Consider the following 24,774-nt stretch of genomic DNA (forward strand, 5'->3'; position numbering starts at 1 on the left):
GCACAAGGAGTGAGAATGTTGCCTATCCTGTCCGTCGCCCGCTGCGGGCGACTGCTGCCCCCGCTGCTTGTCCTGCTGGGCCTGGCCTCACAGAGCCTAGCCTCCCAGGCCCTGGCCACCCAGACGGCGACCACCCCCACCGCGGCCGTCGAGGCAAGCACCACGCCCAGGGTCAGCCCTCACGACGAACGCGACTATCGCGTGTTGAGCCTGGAGAACGGCTTCACCGCCCTGCTGGTCAGCGACCCCGATGCCGACAAGGCCGCGGCCTCCCTCAATGTCTCGGTCGGCAGCGCCCAGGATCCGGAAGACCTGTCGGGTCTCGCCCACTTCCTCGAGCACATGCTGTTCCTGGGCACCGAGCCCTACCCCGAGGCGGATGCCTATCAGGGCTATCTGACCCGCCATGGCGGCAGCCACAACGCCTTTACAGCGCCCCAGGACACCAACTACTTCTTCACCATCGAGCCCGATGCCCTCGAAGGCGCCCTGGATCGCTTCAGCCAGTTCTTTATCGCGCCGCTATTCAACGCCGACCGCCTGGAGAGCGAACGCAACGTGGTGCACTCCGAATATATGGCGCGCATCCGCGACGAGGGCCGGCGGGTCAACGACGTGCTCGACCGCCTGCTGAACCCCGAACACCCCTTCACCGGCTTTTCGGTCGGCAGCCGCACGACCCTGGCCGACCGTCCCAGCGACGAGCCGAGTCTGCGTGAGCGGGTCATCGACTTCTATGCGTCGCACTACGATGCCAACGTCATGCACCTGGCGATCGTCGCCCCTCAGCCCCTCGACGAACTGGAGCGGCTAGTCGCCGAGCGCTTCGCCACGGTGCCGGACCGAGGCCTGGTGCGGCCGAAGATCAGCGACCCGCTGTTCCTGCCGGAGACACTTCCCAGGCGAGTCGCCGTGCAGTCCCTGCGTGACAGCCACCAGCTGCGCTTTCTCTTTCCGGTAAACGACCCCATCGCCGAGTACCGCCACAAGCCTGTCGACCTGATCGCCCACCTGCTCGGGCATGAGGGCGAGGGTAGCCTGCTTGCGGCCCTGCGCGAGGCGGGCTGGGCCGATGGGCTCTCCGCCGGCGTCTCGCGGGGTGACGGACGCCACGCCCTGTTCACCGTCGACATCAGCCTGACCCCTCTGGGGGCAGAACATCGCGATGCCATCGAGGCGAGCCTGTTCGCTGCCATCGAGACGATTCGCGAGGCCGGCCCCGAGGCGTGGCGCTACTCCCAGCAGGCGCGCCTGGCCGAACAGGGTTTCCAGTTTCAGCAGCACGGCTCGCCCCAGCAGGACGCCATGCGCCTGGCCATGAACCTGGCACGCTACCCGGTGGAGGATGTGCAATATGCCGACTATCGCATGGATGGCTTCGACCGGGGGCGGACCCGCGACTACCTGGCCGCACTAAGGCCCGACAACCTGATTCGGCTCTATAGCGCCCCGGACGTCGAAGGCGAGCGGACCTCGCCCTGGTTCGACACCCCCTGGGGCGACGACGCCTACACCGCCGATGCCACGCCTCGCGATGGGCTGATGCTGCCCGAACCCAACCCCTATATCGCCGAAGATCTCGCGCTGCTCGACGCCCAGGACGAGCGCCCTCGACAGCGTATCGATGAAGCCACCTTCACCTTCTGGCACATGGCAGACGCCAGCTTCGACACGCCCAAGGTGGAGTGGCGCTTCAGCCTGCAACACCCGCGTGCCGCCGAGGCGCCCCGCGAAGCGGTACTGGCCCGGCTGCTCGCCGGCTGGCTGGAGGATAGCCTCAACGAGGTGCTCTATCCCGCGCGGCTGGCCGGCCAGGGAGTCGAGGCCTACGCCCACGCCCGCGGCATTACCCTGGCCTTCTCCGGCTGGCGCGATCGTCAGACGGTGGTGATGGAGCGTGTGATCGAGCAGCTTCAGCAGGGGGCCATCAAGCCCGACGCCTTCGAACGGGTGCGCCATCGCCTGCAGCGGGAGTGGCGCAATGCGCCCCAGGACCCACTCCACCGACAGGCCAACCGAACCCTGGCCGAGACCCTGGTGCGCCCCCAGTGGCCCACCAATACACTGCTTGAGGCCAGCGAAGGCATGACGCCGGGGGACCTGCGTGAATTTCGCGACATCTTCCTCGACGAACTGCATCTGGAGGCCATGGCGGTGGGCAATATCGGCGCCGAGCAAGCCGATGAGATTGCACAGCAGATGGCCGACACCCTGGCGCCGAGCCTCACGGCGGCAGCGATTCCCGACCTGGTCCCGCTGGCTGCCTCCGCGGATCTTCCCGCCCTGACCCCACAGACAGGTCGCGAGGAGTCGATACTGCTGCGCTACCTGCAGGGCCCGGACCGCTCCCTCGATAGCCAAGCACGCCTGGCACTGCTCGGCCAGCTGATCGACACCCCCTTCTACCAGCGTCTGCGCACCGAGCAGCAGCTCGGTTACGTGGTTCACGCCGGCTACTCGCCGATGCTGGATGCCCCGGGTCTCGCCCTGCTGGTGCAGTCACCGGAGACCGATAGCGAGTCGATCGCCGACCATATGGATCGTTTTCTGCAGAGCTTCGGCGCCACCCTGGAAACGCTGGACGAGGAGGCACTCGCCCCTTACCGCCAGGCGGTGCATGCCGAACTGACCCGGCGCGATACCAGCCTGGGCGGCCGGACCAATCGCCTGTGGCGCACCCTGGCCTACGGCGATACCGAGTTCGAGCGGCGCGACAAGCTCGCCGAGCGGGTCCTGGCTATTACCGCCGACGAGCTGCGCGAGGCCTGGACGGCCCTGCTTGCCAGCCCCGAGGTGCGAGTCGCCTATGACCCGGGCGATGCGCCCACCGACGTGCTGGCATTCACGGCTGACCTCGAGCCGTTGCCGGAAGGTAAAGAGTGTGGGGCGAGGAGTGAACCCCGGCTGCGCCGGAACGATAAGCTGTAAGCTACAAGCCGGAAGAGGGCCACATCAAAAGTGATGTGGCCCTGACGATGGCAGGCCAGGCAAAAGCTGCTGCGAAGGAGAAGACAGCGCGTTAGCCCGCGTCGAATGCCTGGGGAGGCAGGATGGCCTCGACATGCATCACCAGCTCCTCGAGGATTTGACGGTCGCGGTCGCTCAGCTCGACCCGGTTGAGCCGTTCGATCTCTCGGGCGAAGCCCTTGAGGGTCAGGCTCGCCACCTCAGCGTCATTCATGCGAGCCCAGCGGTAGGCCTCCCACTGGGCCAGCTCATCGCCTTCAAGCGTCTCGGGGAAGCTGCGCGCGCGATAGCGAAACAGCATCTCCTCCAGGCGTGGATCCTGGAAGGCGAAGCTGGCACCCACCAGATCCCAGGCCGCCATCTCGCGCACCTGCTGCATCTGACGGCGATCCGCCGGCGAGAAGAAACCTCCCGAGTAGAGCATCAGGTCGGGGTCACCCGACCCCGCCGGGGGTGGCTCGGCGAACACCTCGGCGGCACGGGCGGCCACCTCCGGATGCCCAGCCAGACGCTTCCAGTGCTCGCGGCAGGTCGCCATATCCAGCCCCAGGCGCTCGACGATATCACCATGCTCTCCGCGCCGCGGACCCGCCACGTCCTTGAGGGCGCTGGCCGGGAACAGCACCGGGCACTTGTTGATATGGATCACCTTGAGCGGGATCCGCTCGGTGCCCTCGGCAAGGTCGTCATTACTGACGAAGACCCGCTGGCGTATCTGCTCGGCGGAGAGCTCGAGGAGTGGCGCGGGGTCCACCGAAAGATCATAGACGACGACCCCGTTGGGGTTGCTGGGATGCTCAGCAAGGGGCACCACCAGGGCGGCACAGCCGCGACTGGCCGGGTAACGCCGTGAGATATGCAGCAGTGGCTTGCGTCCAGGCACATCAAGCAGCTTGCCCACGGCGCGCTTGCCGCGCAGCTTGAGCAGAAAGTCGAAGAGGTTGGCATTGGCCTCACGCAGACGCCTGGCCAGGGCGATGGTCGCCCGCACGTCGGCCAGGGCATCGTGGGCCCCGACATGCTCGATGCCGTTGGCGGCGGTGAGATCCTCGAGCCGGAAGCTGGGCGCCCCGTCCTCGCGACGCGGCCACTCGAGCCCCTCCGGACGCAGGGCGTGAAAGGCCCGCACCACATCGATCAGGTCCCAGCGCGAATTGCCGTTCTGCCACTCCCGGGCATAGGGGTCGAGCAGGTTGCGGTAGAAGAGATGACGACTGACCTCGTCGTCGAAACGCACGCTGTTGTAGCCTACCGCGCAGGTGCCCGGCACGCTCATCAGCGCCTCGATCTGCCCGGCAAACTGCGCCTCGGGCAGCCCGCGGCGACGCGCCTGCTGGGGCGTGATACCGGTGACCAGACAGGCCTGGGGATGCGGCAGGAAGTCATCTGCCGGCCGGCAGTACCAGGTGACCGGCTCACCGATCTCGTTGAATTCGGCATCGGTACGGATCGCGGCGAACTGAGACGGACGGTCACGACGGGGGTCGGCACCGAAGGTCTCGTAGTCGTGCCACAGGAAGGTCTTCGGGGCGTCAGGCGGCGCCATCAAGGTTTCTCCGGCGATTCAGCATGGAGCCAACAGCCTAGCACAGCCCAACGACTCACTCAGCCAGACAGGTTCAGCCAGACCGGCTCAGCCCGGCGCCCCCTTGGGCAGGGTCACATTGAGCTCGAGCACCGAACAGTTGTCCTCACTGTCGAGGCTGATATTGATGGCGTCATCATCCACCTGCACATAGCGGCGAATCACCTCCAACAGCTCCCGCTCCAGCATCGGCATGTAGTCCGGCTGGCCGCGCTGACTGCGCTGGTGAGCGACGATGATCTGTAGCCGCTCCTTGGCGACTGGCGCGGACTTCTTGCGCTCCCGTTTCAGGAATTCAAGCAGCTTCACCGACGACCTCCTCCAAACATGCGACTGAGCAGACTCTTCTTCTGATACTCGTGAAAGCGCAGCGGCACATCCTCGCCAATCAGCCGCGATACGGTATCGGTATAGGCCTGACCGGCATCGCTGGAGGCGTCGTGGGTTACCGGCACCCCCTGGTTGGAAGCACGCAGCACCGCCTCCGACTCCGGTATCAAGCCGATCAGGTCGATCGCCAGGATCTCGCGGATATCCTCGAGGTTGAGCATATCGCCGGTATCGACCCGCAGCGGGTTGTAGCGAGTGATCAGCAGGTGTTCCTTGATGGCTTCCTCGCCACGCTCGGCACGTCGTGTCTTGGAGGCCAGCAGGCCGAGAATACGATCGGAATCACGCACCGAGGAGATCTCGGGGTTGGTGACCACGATCGCCTCATCGGCGAAGTACATGGCCAGCTGGGCTCCCCCTTCGATGCCGGCGGGCGAGTCGCAGAGGATGTAGTCGAAGTCCTTGCTCAAGGTCTCGAGTACCTTCTCGATCCCTTCACGCGTCAAGGCCTCCTTGTCACGAGTCTGGGAGGCGGGAAGGATGTGCAGGTTTTCCACACGCTTGTCGCGGATCAGAGCCTGGCTCAGCCCCGCTTCACCCTGAATGACGTTGACCAGGTCGTAGACCACACGCCGCTCGCAGCCCATGATCAGGTCCAGGTTACGCAGCCCGACGTCGAAGTCGATGACCACGGTCTTGTTACCGCGCAGTGCCAGGCCAGTGGCAATGGCTGCCGCGCTGGTTGTCTTGCCGACGCCTCCCTTGCCGGAGGTCACAACGATGATCTTGGCCAAGAGTCACTTCCTGTCGTGTTGTTGAAATGGCGCGAGCCATCGACGGAGATACCGCTCAGGTGAGCGAGGTGATGCCCAGCTGATCCCCATCGAGGCGAACCTGTACCGGGGTGCCCAGCAACCGCCGGTCGATGTCCTCGAGGCGCTTGTAGTTCCCGGCCACCGAGAGCAGCTCGGCGTGGAGCTCACGGCAGAAGATGCAGGCCAGGGCATCACCATGGATGCCGGCCAGAGCACGTCCACGCAGAGCGCCGTAAACATGCACGCTGCCCGCCGCGAGCACCTCGGCGCCGGCATTGACCGCCCCGATCACCACCAGATCACCGCTGGGGGAGGTGATCTGCTGCCCGGAGCGCACCGTGCCACGAAAGATGCGTCCACCACCGATGCTATCCGCTGGCACCGCCAGCTCGGCCGGCGCCTCTTCATCGGCGGCAACGCTTTCCAGAGGGCGAGCCCTGCCGGCCTCCTGGGGTGGAAACCAGCCCAGACCCAGTGCCCAGGCCGACTGCTTGATCGGATCGGCTCCCCCGCGCACCGCCACGGGCAGCAGCTTGTGAGCCCGGCAGACGGCGCAGATGCGCTCCAGGGCGAGGTGAGGCTCGTCGAGCTTCTCGACACTGAGCACCACCGGCGTGTGCTGAAAGAAGGCCGGCGACTGGCTGAGCTTGCCGGCGAGCTGATCGCGGATCAGCTCGGGGTCCGCACTGGTCAGCTCCATGACCGTCATCGGCAGCATGCCTCCCTTGAAGGTGAAGGCCGTGCTTTCCCTGTCCAGTTTGAGGCTCATTGCCGAACTCCAGGTCGCTGTGATGGGAGTAAAGTCAAAGCTAAGCGACTCCTACTGCCCCTGCAACTCCCATCATACGCGCGACACACCTTATCTGTCAGTGTCGCCATATAACCACAAGGGCCCGTGGCACGGACTTTTCCCCAGCGGCGCCGCATGCTTAGATAGCCCTTGCCCGATTGACCAACAATGATATGAGCAGATGCGTTTTAACACACCTGCCCCTCTTGCCAGGATAGCCAATGTCCGGACTCCTTCGCCGCTTCTTTGCTCCCCGCTGGCAGCACCCTAACCCCGACGTGCGCCGCCAGGCCATCGAGCGCCTCGACCCCACCCGTCACGACCAGCGCCATACTCTGGAGCGACTGGCAGCGGACGCCGACCCGGGCGTGCGGACCGCGGCACTGGCCCGGCTCGAGGACCCCGATGCCCTAATCGCTCTGCTCGGCGAGGCGACACGCTCGCCGGAGCTCAAGCGACGCCTGACGTCACTGGTTTGTGGGAAGGAGGGACGGCTCGAGCTTTCCGCACGGGTCGCCGTGGTCGCCCGCCTGAGTGAGACAGAGCTGCTCGAGACCGTCGCCCTGGAGGGTGACAATCAGCAACTGCGTCTGGCAGCGATCGAGCGGATTAATGACGAGGACGCCCTGGTACGCCAGGCGTGCGACAACGGCATTGCCGCCGTGCGCCATGCGGCAGCGGCAAGGGTCGACAGTGACGCCGGCCTGTCACGCCTGGTGCGTGAAGCAAGGCGCGACCGCCAGGTGGTGCGCCAGGCCCGCGAGCGGCTCAACCGGCGGCGTGCCGATGCCGCTCAGCTGGCCGCCGCCAGGGAGCACCGCGAGGCACTGGTCAGCGCACTGGAGCGCCATGCGAGCGCACCCTGGGAGCCTCTCTACGCCGGCCGAATGCGCCACCTGATGCGCGAGTGGCAGCAGCTCGAAGACACACCCGACCCAGGCCTGGAGCTACGCTATCACGATGCCTGCCTGCGCTGTCGCAAGGTGATCGAGGATCATGAAGCCCAGCAGCGTGCCAACGCCGCGGTCCATCGACATCGCGAAGATGTCCAGCAGGCCAGCGCAAGCCTGGTGGAAGCGCTGGAGGAGAGTATCGAGGCACTCGAGCGCAGCGAAACACTGGGCGCCCAGGATATCGCCAGCCTGCGCTCTCAGAAGCGCCTACTGGCCCACCGCTGGCAGGAACTGGCCGACCAGCATGTCACCGATGCAGCGCTGCGCCGGCGTTACGACACCGCCCTGGGGCGCATCGAGAAGATCGGTAGTGCCTGGGCTCGCCTCGACCAGCGGGCCGGCGATCTGGAGCGTGCCCTCGAAGAGAATGACAGGGAGCGCCTGAAGACGCTGCTCACCGCAATCGACTGGCCCGACAGCCTGGCCCCCACATCACTGCTCCACACCTGCCACCAACGCCTCGAGCAGCATGCCACGCCTGCCGGCGTATCGGCTGAACACATTGAGACCCAGCTCGATGAGCTCGAGCGCCTGCTGGAACGCGGTGCCTTCAAGCCTGCCAGCCGCTTGCATCAGCAACTGCGCCAGCTTGCCGATAAGGTAGACCCCACCACCCTTCGCCCCCTGGAGGCACGCGTTAAGCGACTTGGCGCACGGCTGGCCGAACTGCGCGACTGGCGAGGATTCGTGGCCGGCCCCAAGCGTGAACAGCTGGTTGCTAGTATTGAGGCGCTAGCCGATGACGAGACCAGCGTAGAGACGGTCCTGGACCGACGCCACCGTCAGCTGGTGAAAGAGTGGAAGTCACTGGGCGATGCCGCTGCCAATCGTGAGCAGTCGACACGCTTCCGCACCGCTTCGGACCGCATTCATCAGCGTCTGGCGCCATGGCGAGCGCGCCTGGAGTCCGAACGTGCCAATAATCTGGCGACACGCATCGCGCTCTGCGAACAACTTGAGACGCTTCTCGACCACCCCGCACAGGAGGCCGACCCCGACGCTCTGCGTGAGATCCGTGATCGTGCTCGAGATCAGTGGCGCCGAGCCTCACCGGTTCCACGCGAGAAGTCGGAGGCCATCGGCCGACGTTTCGGCGCCATTCGCCACCGCCTTCAAGCGCTGATCGATCAGCGCGCCCGGGAGATCGCCGAGGCCAAGCACGAACTTGTCGATAAGGCTCGACAACTATCGGAAGAAAAAGAGATACCGGCAGCCAGGCGGGCCGAACAAGCCAAGGAGCTCCAGCGCCGCTGGCGAGCGCTGGGCAGAGCCCCAAAGCGCGAAGAGCAGGCCTTGTGGCGTGAGTTCCGCGGCCTCTGCGACACCATTTTCGCGAGCCGCGAAGCGGCCCGTGACGATCGTGTTCGCCGTGCCGAAGAGCGACTGAATGCCATGCAGGGCCTGATCAATCGTCTGCATGGCTGGCAGCCTGTCCGATCAAGTGACGAGGTGATATTGACCCAGGCCATCGCCGAGGCTGCCACACTGGAGCCCCTTCCCGGTGGCCGCCGTAGCGAGGGCATGCGTCGGCGCTGGTCGGGCATCGTGCGTGCTAGGCGCCAACGGCTGGAGAGGCTGGCGGTGATCGAACAGGTAACCGACTGGCAGGAGGTGAGGCCGCTGCTCGATGCCCATCTGCAGGCGGATGCCGAGCACCTGGCGGGCAACGAACCCGGCGATGTCCCCCTGCCGGAAGGCCAGATGCTTGCCGAGGACATGCGCAGCGCTCACTTCCGCCGCAATGCCGCGCGCCGGGACAGCCCCCCCCTTGATACGGTAGAAGAACGCCTTGCACGCACCCGGGTGCACCTTGCGCTACTGGCTGAGGGCAGCGTCAGCCATCGTGATGAGCCACTACGTCTGGCCATTCAGGTCGAGCGCCTCAACGACAACATGGGCCGCGAACTTTCCCGAGCCGAAGAGGTACGCAGCATACTGGCCGAGCTGCTCGCCACCGGGCCGGTGCCTCCTGCTCTCTGGGAGCATACCGTCGGCGAGCTGGACCATATGCTGGAGCGACTGTCGAGCCTGCCCCCTCCCTAAGCCTTCTTCTCCCCTCCTGAGCGACACGGGAGCGCGAGGTATCCCCCACGCTCCCGTGTGATTCTGCCCGTAACAAGACGGAAGGAAACCGGCGTCAACCCATGAACTGGCCGCCGTTGATATCGATATTGGCACCGGTGATAAAGCCGGACTCCTCGTCGGCCAGGTAGGCCACCAGGCGACCGATCTCCTCGGGCTTGCCATAGCGCTTCACCGGAATGGTCTCACGAATCGATTCGCGCACCTTCTCGGGGATATTCATGATCATGTCGGTCGCGATATAGCCCGGCGACACGGTGTTGACGGTGATGCCCTTGGTAGCGGTCTCCTGCGCCAGAGACATGGTCAGGCCATGCATCCCCGCCTTGGCGGCGGCGTAGTTGACCTGGCCAAACTGCCCCTTGCGGCCATTGATCGAGGAGATGTTGATGATTCGGCCATACTGCCGCTCGAGCATGCTCTCGACCACGCTGCGGCAGGTATTGAAGACACTGTTCAAGTTGGTATCGATAACCTCGTGCCACTGCGCGGGGCTCATCTTCTTCATGGTGCCGTCGCGGGTGATGCCGGCACAGTTGACCAGAACGTCAATGGGGCCGTGCTTCTCCTCGATCTCCTTGACACCCTTCACGCAAGCGTCGTAGTCGACCAGGTCGACTCCGGCGATGTCGATGTTGTCGAAGCCAGCAGCCTTCTGCTCCTCGAGCCAGGCCTTGGCCTTCTCCGGGTTATGGTAACCGGCCACTACCTTGTAGCCTTCGGCGGCCAGTGAGCGGCAAATTGCACTGCCGATGCCGCCAGTACCACCGGTGACCCAAGCGACGCGTGATGAATTGGCCATGTAAATCTCCCTGAAAATGATGACACTACGATCCGACAGCATCGGCCGGACATCGCATTGTTCTTGGTCAAGCTGTCACCTTGATGACAAGCCGGATTCAGTATGGCCCATCGAGGGCACAAGGGACGAGCGTTTGAGAGGAGGGCTTGACTAAAGGCGAATCCCGTGTAAAATATGTCCTACATTGATGCGGGGTGGAGCAGTCTGGTAGCTCGTCGGGCTCATAACCCGAAGGTCATCGGTTCAAATCCGGTCCCCGCTACCAAATACCGAGAAAGCCGATTCCTTAGGGGGTCGGCTTTTTTTGTGCTCATAACCCGGCGGTCATCGGTTCTCTCTCGCTTCAGAGTCAGCGGTCCCCGCTACCCAATACCGAGAAAGGCGATTCCTCAGGAGTCGGCGTTTTTCGTGCCCATGACCCGAAGGTCATCGGTTCCCTCTCCCTCTCCCCTTGAATCCGACCGTTCTCACCCGCATATCCTGAGCAAACACACTCGTTTCCGGGAATCCAACCATGTCCATCGTCGATCCGCGTACCGGTGAGCCGCTCACCGCCGATATCAGTGCCCCGCAGGAAGCCCAGCCACAGCCCTCCCAGCCAGAAGCAGGCGAGGCTCCCGAGGTCATCATCGACGTCGATGCCAGCAATATCCAGCAGGTGCTGGAGCTCTCCATGCAGGTGCCGGTACTGCTCGACTGCTGGGCACCCTGGTGTGGTCCCTGCAAGAACCTGATGCCGGTGCTGGAGAAGCTGGCCCACGAATACCAGGGCGCCTTCCTCCTGGCCAAGCTCAATATCGACGAGAACCAGGAGATCGCCGCCCAGCTGGGGGTGCGCTCGGTGCCCGACGTCAAGCTCGTCAGCCAGGGAGGCCTGGTCGATCACTTCCAGGGCGCACTACCCGAGAAGGAGATCCGCGAGTGGCTGGGGCGTTACTTCCCGGCGCCGGAAAATGTCCCGGCGAGCCCCGAAGACCAGGCCGCCGAGGCACTGGCCGCCGGTGATGCCGCCGGTGCCCGCGCCATCTACCAGGAGCTGGTCCAGCAGTATCCGGAGCATATCCCCTACCAGATCGAGCTGGCGCGAACCCTGGTGGCCGAGGGGGGCGCCGATGAGGCCCGCAGTGTGCTCGACAATCTGCCGCCGGAAGAGCGCGATGCCGCCCCGGCCAGAGGCGTGCGGGCCAGCATCGAGTTCGGCGAGGAGGCCCCCTCCGCCGAAGAGTTTGCCGCCCTCGGTGAGCGCGATGACAGCGAGGCCCAGTATCTGCGCGCCATGCGCCGAGTCGCCGACGGCGACTACGAAACGGGCCTCGAGGGACTGCTGACCTTGATGAAGGCCGACCGCAGCTATGGCGACGATGCCGCACGCAAGACCCTGCTACGGGTCTTCGATGCCCTGGGCGCCGATCATCCGCTGACGGTCAGCTACCGCCGCAAGCTATTCACCATGCTCTACTGATCCAGCTGTGGTGAGTGGTGAGTGGTGAGTGGTGAGTGGTGAGTGGTGAGTGGTGAGTGGTGAGTGGTGAGTGGTGAGTGGCAACGATTAACGACTCGCCATTCACAAGCGCGAAGCGCACTCACCACGCGCAGCGGCGCTCACCCCTCACCAGCCCAAAGGGCGCTCACTCGCTCAGCACCCCATCCAGCCGAGAGAGCGCCGCTTCCAGCTGTGTGGCGGTGGTACCGAAGTTGAGCCGAACAAAGCCAGGCCAGCCGAAGTCGGCACCATCGGAGAGCGCCACCCCGGTGCGCTCCAACAAGGCTCGCTGGGGTGACTCACCCAGCCCAGCCTGGCGCAGATCGAGCCAGGCCAGATAGGTGGACTGCGGCGGCGCCATGCCGACCCCGGGCCAGTGTTTCTCCCTCTCCGTCAGCATCTGTCGGTGACCACGCAGCACCTCGAGCAACGCCTGTCGCCAGGGCTCCCCTCGAGCATAGGCGGCCTCGGCGGCCACCAGCCCCAGCACATTGCCATCCGGCATCATCCCCTTCGCCGCCGCGGCGAAGCGCTGGCGCAGCCGCGTATCGGGAATCACCGCGCAGGCGGCTGTCAGTCCGGCCAGATTGAAGGTCTTGGAGGGCGCCCAGAGCGTGATGGTGCGAGCCGCCAGTACCGGAAAGGCCGCGGCCAGCGGTTGATGGCAGGCGCCGGCCTCCAGCAGCAGATCACAGTGCAGCTCGTCGGAGACCACATAAAGATCATGGCGCTCCACCAGTTCGGCCAGGCCGGCCAACTCTTCATGGCGCCACACCCGCCCGGTCGGATTATGGGGATGACACCACAGCAGCAAGCGAGTTCGGGGGGTAATCGCCGCCTCCAGCGCCTCGAGATCGAGGCGCCAGGGCTCATCCGGAGAGGACGGCTCGCGCATGGTGGCCTGCTGGGGCAGGCGCCCGGTATGTTCGGCCACCTTGAGGAAGGGCGGATAGATCGGTGTGACCGTCAGCACCCCGTCGCCCGGTTCGGTCAGTGCCAGGCTCGCAAGATGCAGCGCCGGCACCACTCCGGGCAGCCAATGCTGCCACTCCGGCGCGATGGTCCAGCCATAGTGCGCCGAGCTCCAGGCGCACAGCGTCTCACGCAGCGAGTCCGGCACCTGGCCATAGCCATAGACACCGTGATCAACCCGCGCACGCAGTGCCTCGATGACCGCCGGAGGCGAGACAAAGTCCATGTCGGCCACCCACAGGGGCAGCACCTCCTCGCCATAGCGATGCCATTTCTGTGACGGCCAGTTTCCGGACGGGTGCCGACGCTCAACTGGCGTGGCAAAATCAAACACCATGCACACTCACTCCTCTGTCTCGCAGACCAGGACGGCCTCATGCCCACGACCATGCCCCAGGATGACTTCTATGCCAAGATGCGCCGCGGCATGCCGCAGCTGATCGCCCAGTGGCTCGAGCTGGGACAGGACACACCGGAGCGGCTGGCCCTGTTGCTCGCCGAGACCGCCCGAGTGACGCGCATCGGCCTGCCGGAAACCACGCCCGATGCCACCACCCTGAGGGCCTGGAGCGAGGCCGCAAATGGCGAGGAGATCCCGCTGTGGGCAGCACGTACGGCTACCTTCCTGCTGGTGCAGATGCCAGCTCGACCACTTCCCCATGACACCGACGAGGCCTGTGCCTGGGCCTACTGCTGGCTGCGCAATCATGACTTCGCCTCGCTGGAGGCGGCCGAATCAGCACTCCCGATGCACCTGCATGACCCGCTGGCAGACGTCCTGCCCGCCGCCTGGCAGGACCGCTGCGGCCTACGCCTCGTCTAGCGCCGTACGGCACGCATCCCGGGCCTGAGCAACACAATAAGGGCAACAGCCCTTTCACATGGATAAGGAAAGCGATATGGATGTTCCCCTGAGCTGGCAGCTGGCCAAGCTGGTGATCTCGGTCGGCATGGTGCTGGGGCTCGGCGCCATCGCCGTGCGTGTCAGCCCGCGCGTTGCCGGCTTGCTGGCGGGCTACCCATTGGGCACCGCCATCGCGCTGTTCTTCATCGGCCTCGAGCTCTCCCCGGGCTTCGCCGCCGAGAGCGCCGTGCATACCCTGGCCGGCTTCACGGCGACGCTGGCGCTGGGCGGCGGCTACCTGCTGGCCGGTCGCCGACCAGGGCTTCCCGGCGTGCTGGCCGGTACCGCCGTGGGGCTGGCCGCCTTCCTGGTGGTAAGCCTGGTGCTCACTCGTGTGGAGTTCGACCGCATCACCGGCACCCTGACCACCCTGGCTGCCATTGCGCTGTTTACCTGGCTCTATCGCCATGTGCCCGAGAGCGTGGCGCGACCCGCCGGGCGCTTCTCCTGGAGCGCTCTGATGGTGCGCGCCCTGCTCGCCGCCGTGATCATCTTCGTCATCACCGGCCTGGCCCATGTACTGCCGGCGGCCTGGGCAGGCGTGATGGCTGCCTTTCCGGTCACCATGTACCCCTTCCTGGTGATCCTGCATCTGACCCACGGCCCGGGGCCGGTGGCCACGGTGATCAAGCATTACCCGATGGGGCTCGGCTCACTGCTCAGCTATGCATTGTGCGTCTCGTTCACCTACCCCACTCTGGGCCTGGCGCTGGGCACCCTGGCCGGCTTCGCCGTGGCCACCCTCTGGCTCATCGCCTGGACCCGCTTTCAGGGGTGGCTGGGAGCGCGACGAGCCGCGAGGACTTGACCAGGCGCCAGCCAGGCGCAACGCTATTCGGCCTGGAGCAATAACCACAAGGAAACGCCAGATGTTTATCCGCAAGATCGAGCCCGCCTTCTACGACACCGACGCCCTGGGTCACATCAACAACACGCGACTGCCGGCCTGGTTCGAGCTCGCGCGCAACGACCTCTTCCGCCTGTTCACCCCGGACCTGGACCCGCGCAAGTGGCGGTTGATAATGGCCCGCATGGAAGTCGACTATCGCGCCGAGCTGCAGTATGGCCGGGAGATCGAGATTCGCACCTATATTTCACGGCTCGGCAACAGTTCCTTTACCGTCAGTCAGGAGGCGCGACAGGAGGGTCAGCTCACCAACCTGGGCCATACCGTAATGGTGCATTTCGACCACACTACCAAGAAATCCATTCCCATCGAGGGCGCGCTACGCGAATCCCTGGAGGCGCATCTACACGAGGAGCCCGCCGAGGCATGACCCCCGCCGTCAAGCAGCTGGAGAAGGCCGGCATCGCCTTCACGCTGGCCGAGTATCCTCATGACCCACGTAGTCCCGCCTATGGCGAGGAGGCCGCCCAGGCACTGGGGCTCTCGGTCGATGAGGTCTTCAAGACGCTGCTGGCCAGGCTCGATGATGGCCGCCTGGTGGTAGCCATCGTGCCGGTCTCGAGCCAGCTCGACCTCAAGGCCCTGGCCCGCGCCGCCGGCGCCCGCAAGGCGCGGATGGCCGAGGGCGAGGAGGCCCAGCGAGCCACCGGCTACGTGCTGGGCGGTATCAGTCCCCTGGGCCAGAAGCGGCGCCTGCCGACTTTCCTCGACGCCAGCGTCGAGGCCCTGGCGTCGATTCATGTCAGCGGTGGTCGCCGTGGCCTGGAGATCTGCCTGGCACCTGCCGATCTGCTCAGGCTGACCTGCGGACGCCTGGCAGCGCTCGCCCGCGGCTAAGATACCACCTGGCCGCCCCACCATGTCCGGGCAAGCCCGGGCCATGCACCCACAGGAGCCCGCCATGGCCATCCGCTACACCCTCTGGCTGGACCCGGAGGATACCGAGCGCCACCGCGCCATGGAGGCGCAGCTGCGGCACTACTTTCTCGAGCGCTTCGCCGACTACCCCCATATCCGCTTGTTCGGTGCCGACCCCTACGATTATGATGCGCCGTTCAATCGACTCCATGATGTTCTGATGGCGCGGGCCGCAGAGTACTGCGAGCGGGAGTGGCGTTACGTGCCCACCCCGGAGCAGCTCAATCGGGCCTTCTTCCTGGCCGTCGGTGAGTCCAACAAGTTTCTACGAGAACCCGACGATGGTGATACGCACCGATAACCCGCCCAACCCTCGCCAGCTGACGATCATCGGCGAGCAGCTGGGCCGCGCCCCTCGCGGCATCGAGGCCGTGGCAGCCATCGACGGCGAAGGCACTCCCCTGGTGTTGCGCATGGCACCGATCGTCGATGGCAAACCCTTTCCGACCCTCTACTGGCTGAGCTGCGAGCGTCTCAAGGTGGTCATCTCGCGCATCGAAGCCGACGGCGCCATCAAGCGCCTCGAGGCGCGCCTGCAGGAAGAGCCCGAGCTGCTCGCCGCCTACCACACCAGCCATCGCGACTATGTCACCGCCCGCTGGCGGCACATGAGCGCGTCACAAAAGGCAGAGGTAATGCAACTGGGCTATGATGGCGTGCTGACGGAGCGAGGCATCGGCGGTATCGCCAACTGGAACCAGGTGCGCTGCCTGCATACCCAATACGCCCACCATCTGTGCGGTGACAACGTCATCGGCCGCTGGATGGATGCCGAATACGGCGTCGTCGACTGCCTGCCCTGAGCCCCCTGACCCTAGACCGCTCAACAAAGGAGCCCATGATGTATTTCGATATTCATGTCGTAGCAAGCCTCGCCCTGGTCGCCAGCCTGGTCGGCATCTCCGTTGCCGGCGTCAAGCTGCTGCGTGATGCCATGAAGCGTGACGCCGACGCCGCCCGCTAAGTGAGACTTCTGCGATTGACAAGGGCGCCTGACGGCGCCCTTTTTCGTTAGACTTCAAGATATTGCAGTGTAAGACCGAGCCCGCCAGTATGGGCATTATCATCGAGGAGAAGAGCATGGCGAGATTCTGCGTTTTTCTGGGTTCACGGGAAGGCCGTGACCCGCAGTACCTGGCCGATGCGCGGCGGTTGGGCGAAGCACTGGCCAGGCGTGGCCACACCCTGGTCTACGGCGGGGCTCGCATCGGCATGATGGGGGCCCTGGCCGACTCGACCCTGGGGGCCGGCGGCAAGGTCATCGGCGTCATGCCGGACCATCTGGTGGATCGCGAGCAGGCTCACCTCGGGCTGACCGAGCTGATTCGCGTGCGTAACATGCACGAGCGCAAGGCCAGCATGGCGGCCCATGCCGATGCCTTTATCATGCTGCCCGGGGGGATCGGCACCCTGGAGGAGTTCTTCGAGGCCTGGACCTGGCACTACCTGGGGCTTCACGACAAGCCCATCGGCGTCCTCGACAGCGAAGGCTTCTACGCCCCCTTGCTAAGCTTTCTCGACAATACCGTGGAACAGGGCTTCCTCAATGCCCGTACCCGGGCCGAGCTGTTCGACGCGACCGACGCTCTCGAACTGCTGGATATCCTGGAGGCACAGCTGGCTCGCCCGCGCTGAGTCAGGCCTCGCCAGCCAGTTCACGTGTACGCTGATAGGTAAGCTGCAGCAGCCGGGCATCCTCACCGGCTCGATGTCGCAGGATGCCCAGCTCCTCGATCAGCGCCTCCTTGGTGGGCTTCCACAGCGCAAGCTGCTCCTCGCTGAGCAGCTTGCGCAGCGCCTCCAGGCGAAAGGCCGGCAGCATGCCGGCATGGTGGAAGAGCAGCGATAGCCAGGTGTTGTCGTAACCCCAGCTGTCGCTGTAGCAGATCTTGAGCTCACCGAGCTCGTCATTGAGCCACTGCGCGACCTGACGCAGGGGGTACCCCTCGCGCTGCAGCCGGGCACGACTGATGCCGTGGAGCAGTTCAGCCTTGGGGTCCCAGTGGGTCCATTCGGCCAGGGGCTGAATCAGGAAGGCGCAGCTGCTGCCATCCGGGCGGGCCAACCCCACCTCGATGGGGTAGCTGCCGCGTCCGAATCCAGACGCCTCGATATCGAGCAGGGCCGGTAGCGTCACGGTGGGCAGGAGTCCTTGCGGCGGAAAACAGGAAGGGGCGCCATCTCGCTGGCGCCTCCTCGCTAGTGTCGCGTTTCGGTTTCCGCGCTGTCCAGCCCCTCACCCAAACCGGCGGCGTGGTCGGCCAGCCTCTGCCAGTGGGCGGCACGCTCGGCATCCACCGCCAGCCCCAGCTGTCCCTCGCGATAGGCACGCGCCAGCCGTTCGGCGGCCAGTGGATGCCCCGCCTCGCCGGCACGGGCAAACCAGGTCACGGCGTGGTCGTCGCGGCGAGGATAGAGCGCGCAGCCATGCTCGTAGATTTGCCCCGCCTGGTACTGGGCACGTGAGTCGCCAGCATTGGCCGCTTCCAGCACGTAGCGCGCACCGCGCGCCTTGTCCTGGGGCGACATGCCGCGGTGAAACAGCATATGACCATAAAGGGAGAGCGCCGCCGGATGGCCGGCATCGGCACAGCGCTGGAAGAGGTGCATGGTCAGGCGCTGGGTGCGCGGCGAACGAGGCAGCCAGCGGGTATGGAAGAGCTGCTCCGCCAGGCGGTACTCGAGCCGGGTGAACAGTGATGATGCCTGCGTCATGGCCTTCTACCGGATCCTGTATCACAAGAAAAAGACACTCCGCACCACCCTGTGCGCGGCGTCTGATGTCTGCCCAGCCCCGGTCCCCGGGGCGTAACGGGCGGCCAGCATACGCCCGCCTTTGCGCCGACTCAACCCTGGTCATTTGCCGCCCTGGCAGGGCCTGGCTACCATGCCGGTTCCATTTCCCGATCCACGAGGACGTCACGATGCAGACGCGACCGCTGGGCGATACCGGCATCGAGGTCAGCCGCCTCTGTCTTGGCACCATGACCTTCGGTGAACAGAACAGCGAGGCCGAGGCCCACGCGCAGCTCGACCGCGCGGTGGCCTTCGGCATCAACTTCATCGATTCCGCCGAGATGTACCCGGTACCACCGAGGGCGGAGACCCAGGGACGCACCGAAGCCTATATCGGCAGCTGGCTCAGGCACCGCGGCAGCCGTGACGATATCATCCTCGCCACCAAGGTGAGCGGTCCCGGCCCCGAGCATATCCGCGGTGGCCCACGGCTGAGCCGTGACCATCTCCACCAGGCCATCGACGCAAGCCTCAGCCGCCTGCAGACCGACTACATCGACCTCTACCAGCTGCACTGGCCGGAGCGCAGTGCCAACTTCTTCGGCAAGCTGGGTTATGCACACGACGACGAGGAGGATGCCACCCCGCTGGAGGAGACACTGGCCGCTCTCAAGGAGCTGGTAGACGCCGGCAAGGTGCGTGCCATCGGACTCTCCAACGACACCCCCTGGGGCGTGATGCGTGCCCTCCACCTGGCCGAGACCCAGGGCGTGCCGCGAGTTGCCGCGGTGCAGAACCCCTACAACCTGCTGAATCGCAGCTTCGAGGTGGGCCTGGCCGAGATCGCCCACCGCGAGCGGGTGGGACTGCTGGCCTACTCGCCGCTAGCCTTCGGCATGCTCTCCGGCAAGTACCTTGATGGCGCCCGCCCCGAGGGGGCCCGGCTGACCCTGTTCGAACGCTTCCAGCGCTATACCAATCCCCAGGCCCAGGCCGCCACCGCCGAGTACGTGCAGATTGCCCGGGATGCCGGCCTGGACCCCGCTCGCATGGCACTGGCCTTCGTCAACTCGCGAGACTTCCTGACCAGCAATATCATCGGCGCCACCTCGATGACTCAGCTGGAGAGCAACCTGGCCAGCGAATCCCTGCGTCTGGACGGCCAGGTGCTGGAGGCGATCGAGGAGGTTCATCGCCGCTACTCCAACCCCGCGCCCTGAGGCCCTTCACCCGGGGGCTATCGACCCGATAGCCCCTGAGCCTGGGCGTGCTTGGTATACTCCATGCTCACTTCATCGGATCTGGAGCGCCCCATGCTGAGCGTGATCTCGCCCGCCAAGAAGCTGGACTTCGAGACCCCGGCCACCACGGCCCGCCACACCCAGCCGGACTTTCTGGAACAGAGCCAGGAGTTGATCGAGATCCTGCGCGACTACTCGCCACAACGGCTCTCCGAGCTGATGGGCATCAGCGACAAGCTGGCCGCCCTCAATGCCGCCCGCTACGCCGACTGGCACACACCCTTTACTGCGCAGAACGCCAAGCCAGCAATCCAGGCCTTCCAGGGCGACGTCTACGTGGGGCTCGAGGCCGACACCTTCACGGATGACGAGAACGCCTTCGCCCAGCAGCATCTGCGCATTCTCTCGGGGCTCTACGGGCTTCTACGCCCGCTGGACCTGATCCAGCCCTACCGCCTGGAGATGGGGACGCGGCTCGAGAACCCTGCGGGCAAGGATCTCTATGCCTTCTGGAAGGAGACCCTCACCGCCGAGCTCGACCGTGCCGTGGCGGCCAGCGGCAGTCCGGTACTGATCAATCTCGCCTCCAACGAGTACTTCAAGGCCATCGATACCAGGCGGCTCGAGGCCCGGGTGATCACTCCGGTGTTCAAGGACGAGAAGAGTGGCAAGCTCAAGATCATCAGCTTCTACGCCAAGAAGGCCCGCGGCCTGATGACGGCCTGGATGATCCGCGAACACCTCGACGACCCGGAGGGCCTGAAGGAGTTCGACATGGCCGGCTACCGCTTCAACGCCGCCATGAGCGAGGGTGACACCCTGGTCTTTACGCGCCCCGAAGGCGCCGCCTGAGCCTATATGGGAGACGTCATCCGGGGAGGCCTCCGGCCTCCAATCGCCCGGGGGACCCGGCCTCCTACAGGGTGGCGAAACCGCCATTGAGTGGCGATCAACGTAGGAGGGAGGCTCCGCCTCGCGACTGGCGCCGCCTGGCGCCGCCTGGCGCTCCGATGGTGTTGCCAGACCTCGCAACTTCTGCAGGGAGGCCTTCTTGTGCTCCCTATGCAAACACCAACGGCCGCGAGGCGCGCGCCTTGAGGAAGCGGCGGTGGGCCTGCTTGAAGCGGTCGTTGTCGCAGCGCTGCAGCCATTCGTAGGCCACCATGTCCGCGCTTACCGCCACACCACCGGCCTGCACCAGCCGCTCCCGGGCCAGGCGTGCCTCCGCGGCGCGCCGACTGACGCAGGCCTCGCTGAGCCAGTAGACATCGTATCCCGCCGCCAGTAGCCCCAGGCCGGTCTGCATGACACAGATATGCGCCTCGCTGCCGCACAGCACCACCTGACGCCTGCCGCTCTGCTCGAGTGCCGCGATGAACTCGGGGTTAGCACAGGCATCGAAGGTCAGCTTCTGCCATAGCCGATGTCCCGGGAGCGCTTCCAGCAGGCGCGGCTCGCTGCCCCCCAACCCCTCGGGATATTGCTCGGTGACCCATACCGGCACCTCAAGGGTAGCGGCCAGGCCGCCCAGCCAGACCGCCTCGTTTACCGCCTGGTCGGCATGTTCGATCACCGGCAACAGTCCCGCCTGCAGGTCGACAACCAGCAACAGGCTCTCTTCACGTTTCAGGCGCATGGTGTTCAACTCCCCGGCATTGTGGAATGGTAGTGGAGCCCACCAGCATAGTCGGTAGAATCAACCAACTCGACTCACCCCCTCACCATTCACGACTCACCGACCATTAATCCACTACTGATGACGATACTGCCATGACTTCGACACTCCGCCAGACCTCTCTGATACGTCACCTGCTGATCATGCTGGTGGCAGGACTCCTGACCCTGGGTCCGGCCATGCAAGACGCCGAAGCCCGTCGCCTCGGCGGCGGCAAGAGCTTCGGCTCTCAATCACGCAGCGTGCAGCAGCAACCCTCTGCCACCCAGAACCAGACCTCCGGCACCCGCGCCACCCAGGGGCGAGCCGGGTCGAAAATGCCCGGCATGCTGGGCGGCCTGCTCGCCGGTGGCCTGCTCGCCGCGCTGTTCTTCGGCGGCGCCTTCGACGAACTTCGGCTGATGGACATCCTGCTGGTGGCCGGCATCGCCTTCCTGCTCTTTCGGCTGCTGGCACGCCGCCGTCCGGCCGTGGCAGGTGGCCCCTCGCCAGCCTCGCAGGAGCCCCGTGAATCCGCCGCCCAGCCCTTCCAGGCCAGCGCCGCTCCGGCCGGTGGCGCCTTCGCCAGCGAGCCCGAATGGTTCGACCGCGAGCGCTTCCTCGGTGGTGCCAAGGAACACTTCATGACCCTGCAGCGTGCCTGGGACAACAACGACCTCAGTGGCATTCAGGAGTACGTCACCCCGGAGCTCTACAACCTGCTGCGCGAGGAGCGCAAGCAGCATCCGGCCAATAACCGCACCGAGGTCGTTCGCCTGTTCGCCGAACTGGGCATGGTTCAGGAAGTGGGCCAGCAGGCTGAGGCCAGCGTGATCTTCCACGGCATCCTCGACGAGAATGGCGAGCACAACGAGTTCAACGAGACCTGGCACCTGGTGCGGGAGCTGCGCGACGGCGCTCCTTGGTATGTGCAGGGCATCGAGCAGAACGGCTAACGCTCTCCCCGCCCCTGAAACGCAACAGGCCGGGCTGACAGCAGCCCGGCCTGTTGTTTCACGCATGGATGTTAAGCGTAGCTGTTAATCGTAGTTGTTGAGCATGGTGGTTGAGCACAGTTGTTGAGAGTCGTTGTTAAGCGTGGCTGCTCACGGCGTCAATTACCCTCGCTGGCATCCTCGATGGCGTCACCCATCTCCTCGACACCCTCACCCGCCTCTTCAACTGCCTGATCAATCTCCTGACCGGCCTCTTCGGCAGGCCCCTGGTCCTCCTCGCAACCAGCAAGCCCCAGCGCCAGCAGGCCGGCCAGCAGAGCCAGGAAAAGCTTCCGTGTCATGGTGCGCTGCATGATGTTTCCCTCCTGTGAAACATGAAAAAAGTGACAAACAACCGTATCCATCAAGAACAAGCTAGCGCTTGTGCCGGGCTGCTTCCACCCAGGGTGTCACTTTGGATCACGCTTGAGCAAGGGCTGGCCGGCGTCGCGCCCTACCGCCGGGCAGGTCGATCATAAGTCGAAAAAAAGGGCACCCTCCGCAGAGAGGCGCCCCTGTAAGCACTCGTATGACTCAAACAGCAGAGGTATGCTAGCCGAGCCAAAAAACAATTTCAAACATACGTTTTATCGACACCCTGCGTACCACCGATCTCGCCAGTCGACCCTTGTCCCACTCTCTGCCACCGCATGACGCCGCGGCTGGCCGGGTGCTATGATCCATCATCATTACACACTCGTAGACACCAACAGCACAACGAGGAATCCGGCTTGTCACACTTACCGGTGATCGTCGGCATGGGCGGCGTGAACCCTGCCGGCAGAACCTCGGGCCACCAGGCGTTTCGCCGTACCGTGCTCGACGCCCTGCCCGTGGAGGAGCAGACCCGTACCCTGCTGGGCCTGGCCGCCATGATGCGCCTGGCCAGCGGCCAGGAAGACGGCAGCTGGCATGACGCAGATGGACGCCCCGTGGACCCCGCCACAATCGTTGAACAGACCCGCCAGCAGGTCCTCGACCATACCCTGATACGCCGCATCGAGGACCCGCGCTTCAATGATCCAGGCCTGCCCGCCAACCGTCAGGCCAGTCTGGCGCTGGAAGTCCCCCTCACCTTCCGCGTCCGCCGCCGTCAGCTGCCTCAGGACCTGCCAGCAACCTGGCAGGTACGCGAACTCGATCACAAGCTTCTCGAGGTCACGGTGCCCGCCGGCGAAATGGACGTCATGCTGCCCGAGCACCGCCCCGCCCAGGTGCGCTCAGCCGGTCAGCTGCCGAGCGGCTTCGAACCCAGCCAGCTCTACCGCAGCGTGCATCACCCCCGCGGACTCTCGATGGCGATCTTCGCCGCCAGCGACTGCCTGGGAGACAGCGGGCTCGACTGGGATATCCTGCGCGATCGCCTCGATCCCGATGAGATCGCCGTCTACGCCGGCAACTCCATCGGCCAGCTCGACGAAGAGGGCTGGGGCGGGCTGCTCAAGAGTTTCGTCTCCGGCAAGCGAGCCACCTCCAAACAGATGCCGCTGGGCTACGGGCAGATGCCCGCCGATTTCCTGAACGCCTATGTGCTGGGTAGCGTAGGCAGCACCGGCGCGGCCATGGGCGCCTGCGCCAGCTTTCTCTATAACCTGCGCCTGGGCGTAAACGACATCCGTGAAGGGCGCTGCAGGGTGGTGATGGTCGGCACCGCCGATGCTCCGGTCACCCCCGAGATCATCGAAGGCTTCCGTGCCATGGGCGCCCTGGCCGACGACGACAGCCTGCGAGCCCTGGACGCCCTGGAGTTGCTGACCGACGCCGATTACCAGAAAAGCTGCCGCCCCTTCGCCCGCAACTGTGGTTTCACCATCGCCGAATCCAGTCAGTTCGTGATGCTGATGGACGACGCTCTGGCCATGGAGGTAGGCGCCGAGCTCCTCGGCAGCGTGCCGGAGGTATTCGTCAATGCCGACGGTTGGAAGCGCTCCATCTCCGCCCCCGGCATCGGCAACTACATCACCCTGGGGAAGGCCGCCTCCCTGGTGCGTGAGATGCTTGGTGAGCAGGTCCTGCGCCAGCGCTCGTTCGTCCACGCCCATGCCACCAGCACGCCCAAGAACCGCGTCACCGAGTCCCACGTCCTCGACCGGGTGGCCGAGGCCTATGGCATCGACGCCTGGCCCGTGGTCGCGGTGAAGTCCTATGTGGGCCACTCCCAGGGCAGCGCCGCCGGTGACCAGCTGACCAGTGCTCTGGGCAGCTTCGCCCACGGCCTGCTACCGGGTATCGCCAACCTCGACGCCGTGGCCGATGACGTCCATGCCGAGCGCCTGGGACTCTCCCGGGAGACGCGGCCATTTGCGGCCGACGCCGCGCTGATCAATGCCAAGGGATTCGGCGGCAACAACGCTACCGGCGTGCTGCTCTCCCCGGACGTTACCGAACGCCTGCTGGTGCAGCGTCACGGCGAGGCCGCCGTGGCCGCCTGGCAGGTTCGCCGCGAGGCGACTCGCGAGGCCGCCGCCGCTTACCGTCAGCAGGCCGACCGGGGGCTCTTCTCCCCTCGCTACCGTTTCGGCGAGGGCGTGCTGGAAGGCCCCGAGCTCTCGATCAGCGACGCCGAGATCCATATCCCCGGCTACGCCCGTCCGGTCTCCCTGGCGGTCAACAACCCTTTCGGCAAACTCGAGGAGTGAC

25 protein-coding genes and 1 tRNA gene are annotated in these 24,774 nt (G+C 65.3%); 16 read left to right on the forward strand and 10 right to left on the reverse strand.

Going from position 1 to position 24,774, the window contains the following annotated elements:
• Positions 1–15 precede the first annotated feature (15 nt).
• Positions 16–2,928: an insulinase family protein gene (locus tag GRB80_RS13715; RefSeq protein ID WP_161423941.1), complete on the forward strand. Its 2,913-nt coding sequence runs from the start codon at positions 16–18 to the stop codon at positions 2,926–2,928.
• A 91-nt stretch (positions 2,929–3,019) separates the two neighbouring features.
• On the opposite strand, the gene sbcB is transcribed toward GRB80_RS13715, so the two are convergent.
• The 4 genes from sbcB to minC all read right to left on the reverse strand — a co-directional run bounded on the left by sbcB (position 3,020) and on the right by minC (position 6,466).
• Positions 3,020–4,513 carry an exodeoxyribonuclease I gene (gene sbcB / locus GRB80_RS13720; protein ID WP_161423942.1) on the reverse strand — a complete coding sequence of 498 codons (1,494 nt, stop codon included), beginning with the start codon at positions 4,511–4,513 and terminating at the stop codon, positions 3,020–3,022.
• A gap of 87 nt (positions 4,514–4,600) precedes the next feature.
• Entirely contained in the window at positions 4,601–4,861 is a 261-nt protein-coding gene (gene minE, locus GRB80_RS13725) for a cell division topological specificity factor MinE (protein ID WP_132044546.1), read from the reverse strand.
• A complete protein-coding gene (minD, locus tag GRB80_RS13730) occupies positions 4,858–5,676 on the reverse strand; it encodes a septum site-determining protein MinD (protein ID WP_161423943.1) in 819 nt (272 codons plus the stop codon). Before minD ends, minE begins: the two co-directional genes overlap by 4 nt.
• 55 nt (positions 5,677–5,731) lie before the next feature.
• The gene (gene minC, locus GRB80_RS13735; protein WP_161423944.1) at positions 5,732–6,466 is read right to left on the reverse strand and encodes a septum site-determining protein MinC; all 735 of its coding nucleotides are present in this window, start codon (positions 6,464–6,466) and stop codon (positions 5,732–5,734) included.
• Between the two features lie 242 nt (positions 6,467–6,708).
• On the opposite strand from minC, the gene GRB80_RS13740 reads away from it, so the two are divergent.
• Complete coding sequence (locus GRB80_RS13740) at positions 6,709–9,483, forward strand: DUF349 domain-containing protein (RefSeq protein ID WP_161423945.1); 2,775 nt, start codon at positions 6,709–6,711, stop codon at positions 9,481–9,483.
• A gap of 94 nt (positions 9,484–9,577) precedes the next feature.
• On the opposite strand, the gene phbB is transcribed toward GRB80_RS13740, so the two are convergent.
• Positions 9,578–10,324 (reverse strand): acetoacetyl-CoA reductase, encoded by a 747-nt coding sequence (phbB, locus tag GRB80_RS13745; RefSeq protein ID WP_132044550.1) that lies wholly within the window; start codon positions 10,322–10,324, stop codon positions 9,578–9,580.
• 188 nt (positions 10,325–10,512) lie between these two features.
• On the opposite strand from phbB, the gene GRB80_RS13750 reads away from it, so the two are divergent.
• Positions 10,513–10,589 (forward strand) — tRNA-Met (locus GRB80_RS13750).
• Positions 10,590–10,838: 249 nt separating this feature from the next.
• Positions 10,839–11,786 (forward strand): tetratricopeptide repeat protein, encoded by a 948-nt coding sequence (locus GRB80_RS13755; RefSeq protein WP_161423946.1) that lies wholly within the window; start codon positions 10,839–10,841, stop codon positions 11,784–11,786.
• Between the two features lie 166 nt (positions 11,787–11,952).
• Here GRB80_RS13755 and GRB80_RS13760 read toward each other — a convergent pair whose 3' ends face one another.
• Positions 11,953–13,116: a MalY/PatB family protein gene (locus tag GRB80_RS13760; protein ID WP_161423947.1), complete on the reverse strand. Its 1,164-nt coding sequence runs from the start codon at positions 13,114–13,116 to the stop codon at positions 11,953–11,955.
• A gap of 51 nt (positions 13,117–13,167) precedes the next feature.
• Between GRB80_RS13760 and GRB80_RS13765 the strand changes: the two genes are divergently transcribed.
• The 8 genes from GRB80_RS13765 (at position 13,168) to GRB80_RS13795 (ending at position 17,143) form a co-directional block, all read left to right on the forward strand.
• On the forward strand, positions 13,168–13,602 hold the full coding sequence (locus GRB80_RS13765) for a hypothetical protein (RefSeq protein ID WP_161424357.1): 435 nt from the start codon (positions 13,168–13,170) through the stop codon (positions 13,600–13,602).
• A 76-nt stretch (positions 13,603–13,678) separates the two neighbouring features.
• On the forward strand, positions 13,679–14,491 hold the full coding sequence (locus tag GRB80_RS13770) for a hypothetical protein (RefSeq protein ID WP_161423948.1): 813 nt from the start codon (positions 13,679–13,681) through the stop codon (positions 14,489–14,491).
• 61 nt (positions 14,492–14,552) lie between these two features.
• Complete coding sequence (locus tag GRB80_RS13775) at positions 14,553–14,960, forward strand: acyl-CoA thioesterase (RefSeq protein ID WP_132044557.1); 408 nt, start codon at positions 14,553–14,555, stop codon at positions 14,958–14,960.
• Positions 14,957–15,427, forward strand: a complete 471-nt coding sequence (gene ybaK / locus GRB80_RS13780) for a Cys-tRNA(Pro) deacylase (protein ID WP_161423949.1) — start codon at positions 14,957–14,959, stop codon at positions 15,425–15,427. Before GRB80_RS13775 ends, ybaK begins: the two co-directional genes overlap by 4 nt.
• A gap of 64 nt (positions 15,428–15,491) precedes the next feature.
• Positions 15,492–15,809, forward strand: coding sequence for a hypothetical protein (locus GRB80_RS13785; protein ID WP_161423950.1), 318 nt, complete (start codon positions 15,492–15,494; stop codon positions 15,807–15,809).
• Entirely contained in the window at positions 15,790–16,311 is a 522-nt protein-coding gene (locus tag GRB80_RS13790) for a DUF501 domain-containing protein (RefSeq protein WP_161423951.1), read from the forward strand. Before GRB80_RS13785 ends, GRB80_RS13790 begins: the two co-directional genes overlap by 20 nt.
• 38 nt (positions 16,312–16,349) lie before the next feature.
• On the forward strand, positions 16,350–16,472 hold the full coding sequence (locus GRB80_RS16495) for a hypothetical protein (protein ID WP_272922917.1): 123 nt from the start codon (positions 16,350–16,352) through the stop codon (positions 16,470–16,472).
• 116 nt (positions 16,473–16,588) lie between these two features.
• Positions 16,589–17,143 carry an LOG family protein gene (locus GRB80_RS13795; protein ID WP_161423952.1) on the forward strand — a complete coding sequence of 185 codons (555 nt, stop codon included), beginning with the start codon at positions 16,589–16,591 and terminating at the stop codon, positions 17,141–17,143.
• 1 nt (position 17,144) lies between these two features.
• Here the strand turns inward: GRB80_RS13795 and GRB80_RS13800 are convergent, their stop codons facing one another.
• Entirely contained in the window at positions 17,145–17,645 is a 501-nt protein-coding gene (locus GRB80_RS13800; protein ID WP_161423953.1) for a 3'-5' exonuclease, read from the reverse strand.
• A 62-nt stretch (positions 17,646–17,707) separates the two neighbouring features.
• Positions 17,708–18,223: a tetratricopeptide repeat protein gene (locus GRB80_RS13805; RefSeq protein WP_161423954.1), complete on the reverse strand. Its 516-nt coding sequence runs from the start codon at positions 18,221–18,223 to the stop codon at positions 17,708–17,710.
• A gap of 209 nt (positions 18,224–18,432) precedes the next feature.
• On the opposite strand from GRB80_RS13805, the gene GRB80_RS13810 reads away from it, so the two are divergent.
• Complete coding sequence (locus GRB80_RS13810; RefSeq protein ID WP_161423955.1) at positions 18,433–19,464, forward strand: NADP(H)-dependent aldo-keto reductase; 1,032 nt, start codon at positions 18,433–18,435, stop codon at positions 19,462–19,464.
• Between the two features lie 93 nt (positions 19,465–19,557).
• Positions 19,558–20,337: a peroxide stress protein YaaA gene (gene yaaA / locus GRB80_RS13815; RefSeq protein ID WP_161424358.1), complete on the forward strand. Its 780-nt coding sequence runs from the start codon at positions 19,558–19,560 to the stop codon at positions 20,335–20,337.
• Positions 20,338–20,545: 208 nt separating this feature from the next.
• Here yaaA and GRB80_RS13820 read toward each other — a convergent pair whose 3' ends face one another.
• Positions 20,546–21,121, reverse strand: a complete 576-nt coding sequence (locus GRB80_RS13820) for an isochorismatase family protein (protein ID WP_132044573.1) — start codon at positions 21,119–21,121, stop codon at positions 20,546–20,548.
• Positions 21,122–21,255: 134 nt separating this feature from the next.
• Between GRB80_RS13820 and GRB80_RS13825 the strand changes: the two genes are divergently transcribed.
• A complete protein-coding gene (locus tag GRB80_RS13825) occupies positions 21,256–22,095 on the forward strand; it encodes a Tim44 domain-containing protein (protein ID WP_202597231.1) in 840 nt (279 codons plus the stop codon).
• Between the two features lie 158 nt (positions 22,096–22,253).
• Here the strand turns inward: GRB80_RS13825 and GRB80_RS13830 are convergent, their stop codons facing one another.
• Complete coding sequence (locus GRB80_RS13830; RefSeq protein WP_132044575.1) at positions 22,254–22,448, reverse strand: hypothetical protein; 195 nt, start codon at positions 22,446–22,448, stop codon at positions 22,254–22,256.
• 444 nt (positions 22,449–22,892) lie between these two features.
• Here GRB80_RS13830 and GRB80_RS13835 point away from each other — a divergent pair, with 444 nt between their 5' ends.
• On the forward strand, positions 22,893–24,773 hold the full coding sequence (locus tag GRB80_RS13835) for a beta-ketoacyl synthase (protein ID WP_161424360.1): 1,881 nt from the start codon (positions 22,893–22,895) through the stop codon (positions 24,771–24,773).
• Position 24,774: the final 1 nt, after the last annotated feature.

Source organism: Halomonas icarae (assembly GCF_009901955.1).
In the GTDB taxonomy this organism is placed as follows: Bacteria; Pseudomonadota; Gammaproteobacteria; order Pseudomonadales; family Halomonadaceae; genus Halomonas; species Halomonas icarae.

Bases quoted from the DNA above. Each gene is read 5' to 3' on its own strand.
- GRB80_RS13715 (WP_161423941.1), top strand. From the start codon at position 16: ATGTTGCCTATCCTGTCCGTCGCCCGCTGCGGGCGACTGCTGCCCCCG.
- sbcB (WP_161423942.1), bottom strand. From the start codon at position 4,513: ATGGCGCCGCCTGACGCCCCGAAGACCTTCCTGTGGCACGACTACGAG.
- minC (WP_161423944.1), bottom strand. From the start codon at position 6,466: ATGAGCCTCAAACTGGACAGGGAAAGCACGGCCTTCACCTTCAAGGGA.
- GRB80_RS13740 (WP_161423945.1), top strand. From the start codon at position 6,709: ATGTCCGGACTCCTTCGCCGCTTCTTTGCTCCCCGCTGGCAGCACCCT.
- phbB (WP_132044550.1), bottom strand. From the start codon at position 10,324: ATGGCCAATTCATCACGCGTCGCTTGGGTCACCGGTGGTACTGGCGGC.
- GRB80_RS13755 (WP_161423946.1), top strand. From the start codon at position 10,839: ATGTCCATCGTCGATCCGCGTACCGGTGAGCCGCTCACCGCCGATATC.
- GRB80_RS13760 (WP_161423947.1), bottom strand. From the start codon at position 13,116: ATGGTGTTTGATTTTGCCACGCCAGTTGAGCGTCGGCACCCGTCCGGA.
- GRB80_RS13765 (WP_161424357.1), top strand. From the start codon at position 13,168: ATGCCCCAGGATGACTTCTATGCCAAGATGCGCCGCGGCATGCCGCAG.
- GRB80_RS13770 (WP_161423948.1), top strand. From the start codon at position 13,679: ATGGATGTTCCCCTGAGCTGGCAGCTGGCCAAGCTGGTGATCTCGGTC.
- GRB80_RS13775 (WP_132044557.1), top strand. From the start codon at position 14,553: ATGTTTATCCGCAAGATCGAGCCCGCCTTCTACGACACCGACGCCCTG.
- ybaK (WP_161423949.1), top strand. From the start codon at position 14,957: ATGACCCCCGCCGTCAAGCAGCTGGAGAAGGCCGGCATCGCCTTCACG.
- GRB80_RS13785 (WP_161423950.1), top strand. From the start codon at position 15,492: ATGGCCATCCGCTACACCCTCTGGCTGGACCCGGAGGATACCGAGCGC.
- GRB80_RS13790 (WP_161423951.1), top strand. From the start codon at position 15,790: ATGGTGATACGCACCGATAACCCGCCCAACCCTCGCCAGCTGACGATC.
- GRB80_RS16495 (WP_272922917.1), top strand. From the start codon at position 16,350: ATGTATTTCGATATTCATGTCGTAGCAAGCCTCGCCCTGGTCGCCAGC.
- GRB80_RS13795 (WP_161423952.1), top strand. From the start codon at position 16,589: ATGGCGAGATTCTGCGTTTTTCTGGGTTCACGGGAAGGCCGTGACCCG.
- GRB80_RS13805 (WP_161423954.1), bottom strand. From the start codon at position 18,223: ATGACGCAGGCATCATCACTGTTCACCCGGCTCGAGTACCGCCTGGCG.
- GRB80_RS13810 (WP_161423955.1), top strand. From the start codon at position 18,433: ATGCAGACGCGACCGCTGGGCGATACCGGCATCGAGGTCAGCCGCCTC.
- yaaA (WP_161424358.1), top strand. From the start codon at position 19,558: ATGCTGAGCGTGATCTCGCCCGCCAAGAAGCTGGACTTCGAGACCCCG.
- GRB80_RS13820 (WP_132044573.1), bottom strand. From the start codon at position 21,121: ATGCGCCTGAAACGTGAAGAGAGCCTGTTGCTGGTTGTCGACCTGCAG.
- GRB80_RS13825 (WP_202597231.1), top strand. From the start codon at position 21,256: ATGACTTCGACACTCCGCCAGACCTCTCTGATACGTCACCTGCTGATC.
- GRB80_RS13830 (WP_132044575.1), bottom strand. From the start codon at position 22,448: ATGCAGCGCACCATGACACGGAAGCTTTTCCTGGCTCTGCTGGCCGGC.
- GRB80_RS13835 (WP_161424360.1), top strand. From the start codon at position 22,893: ATGGGCGGCGTGAACCCTGCCGGCAGAACCTCGGGCCACCAGGCGTTT.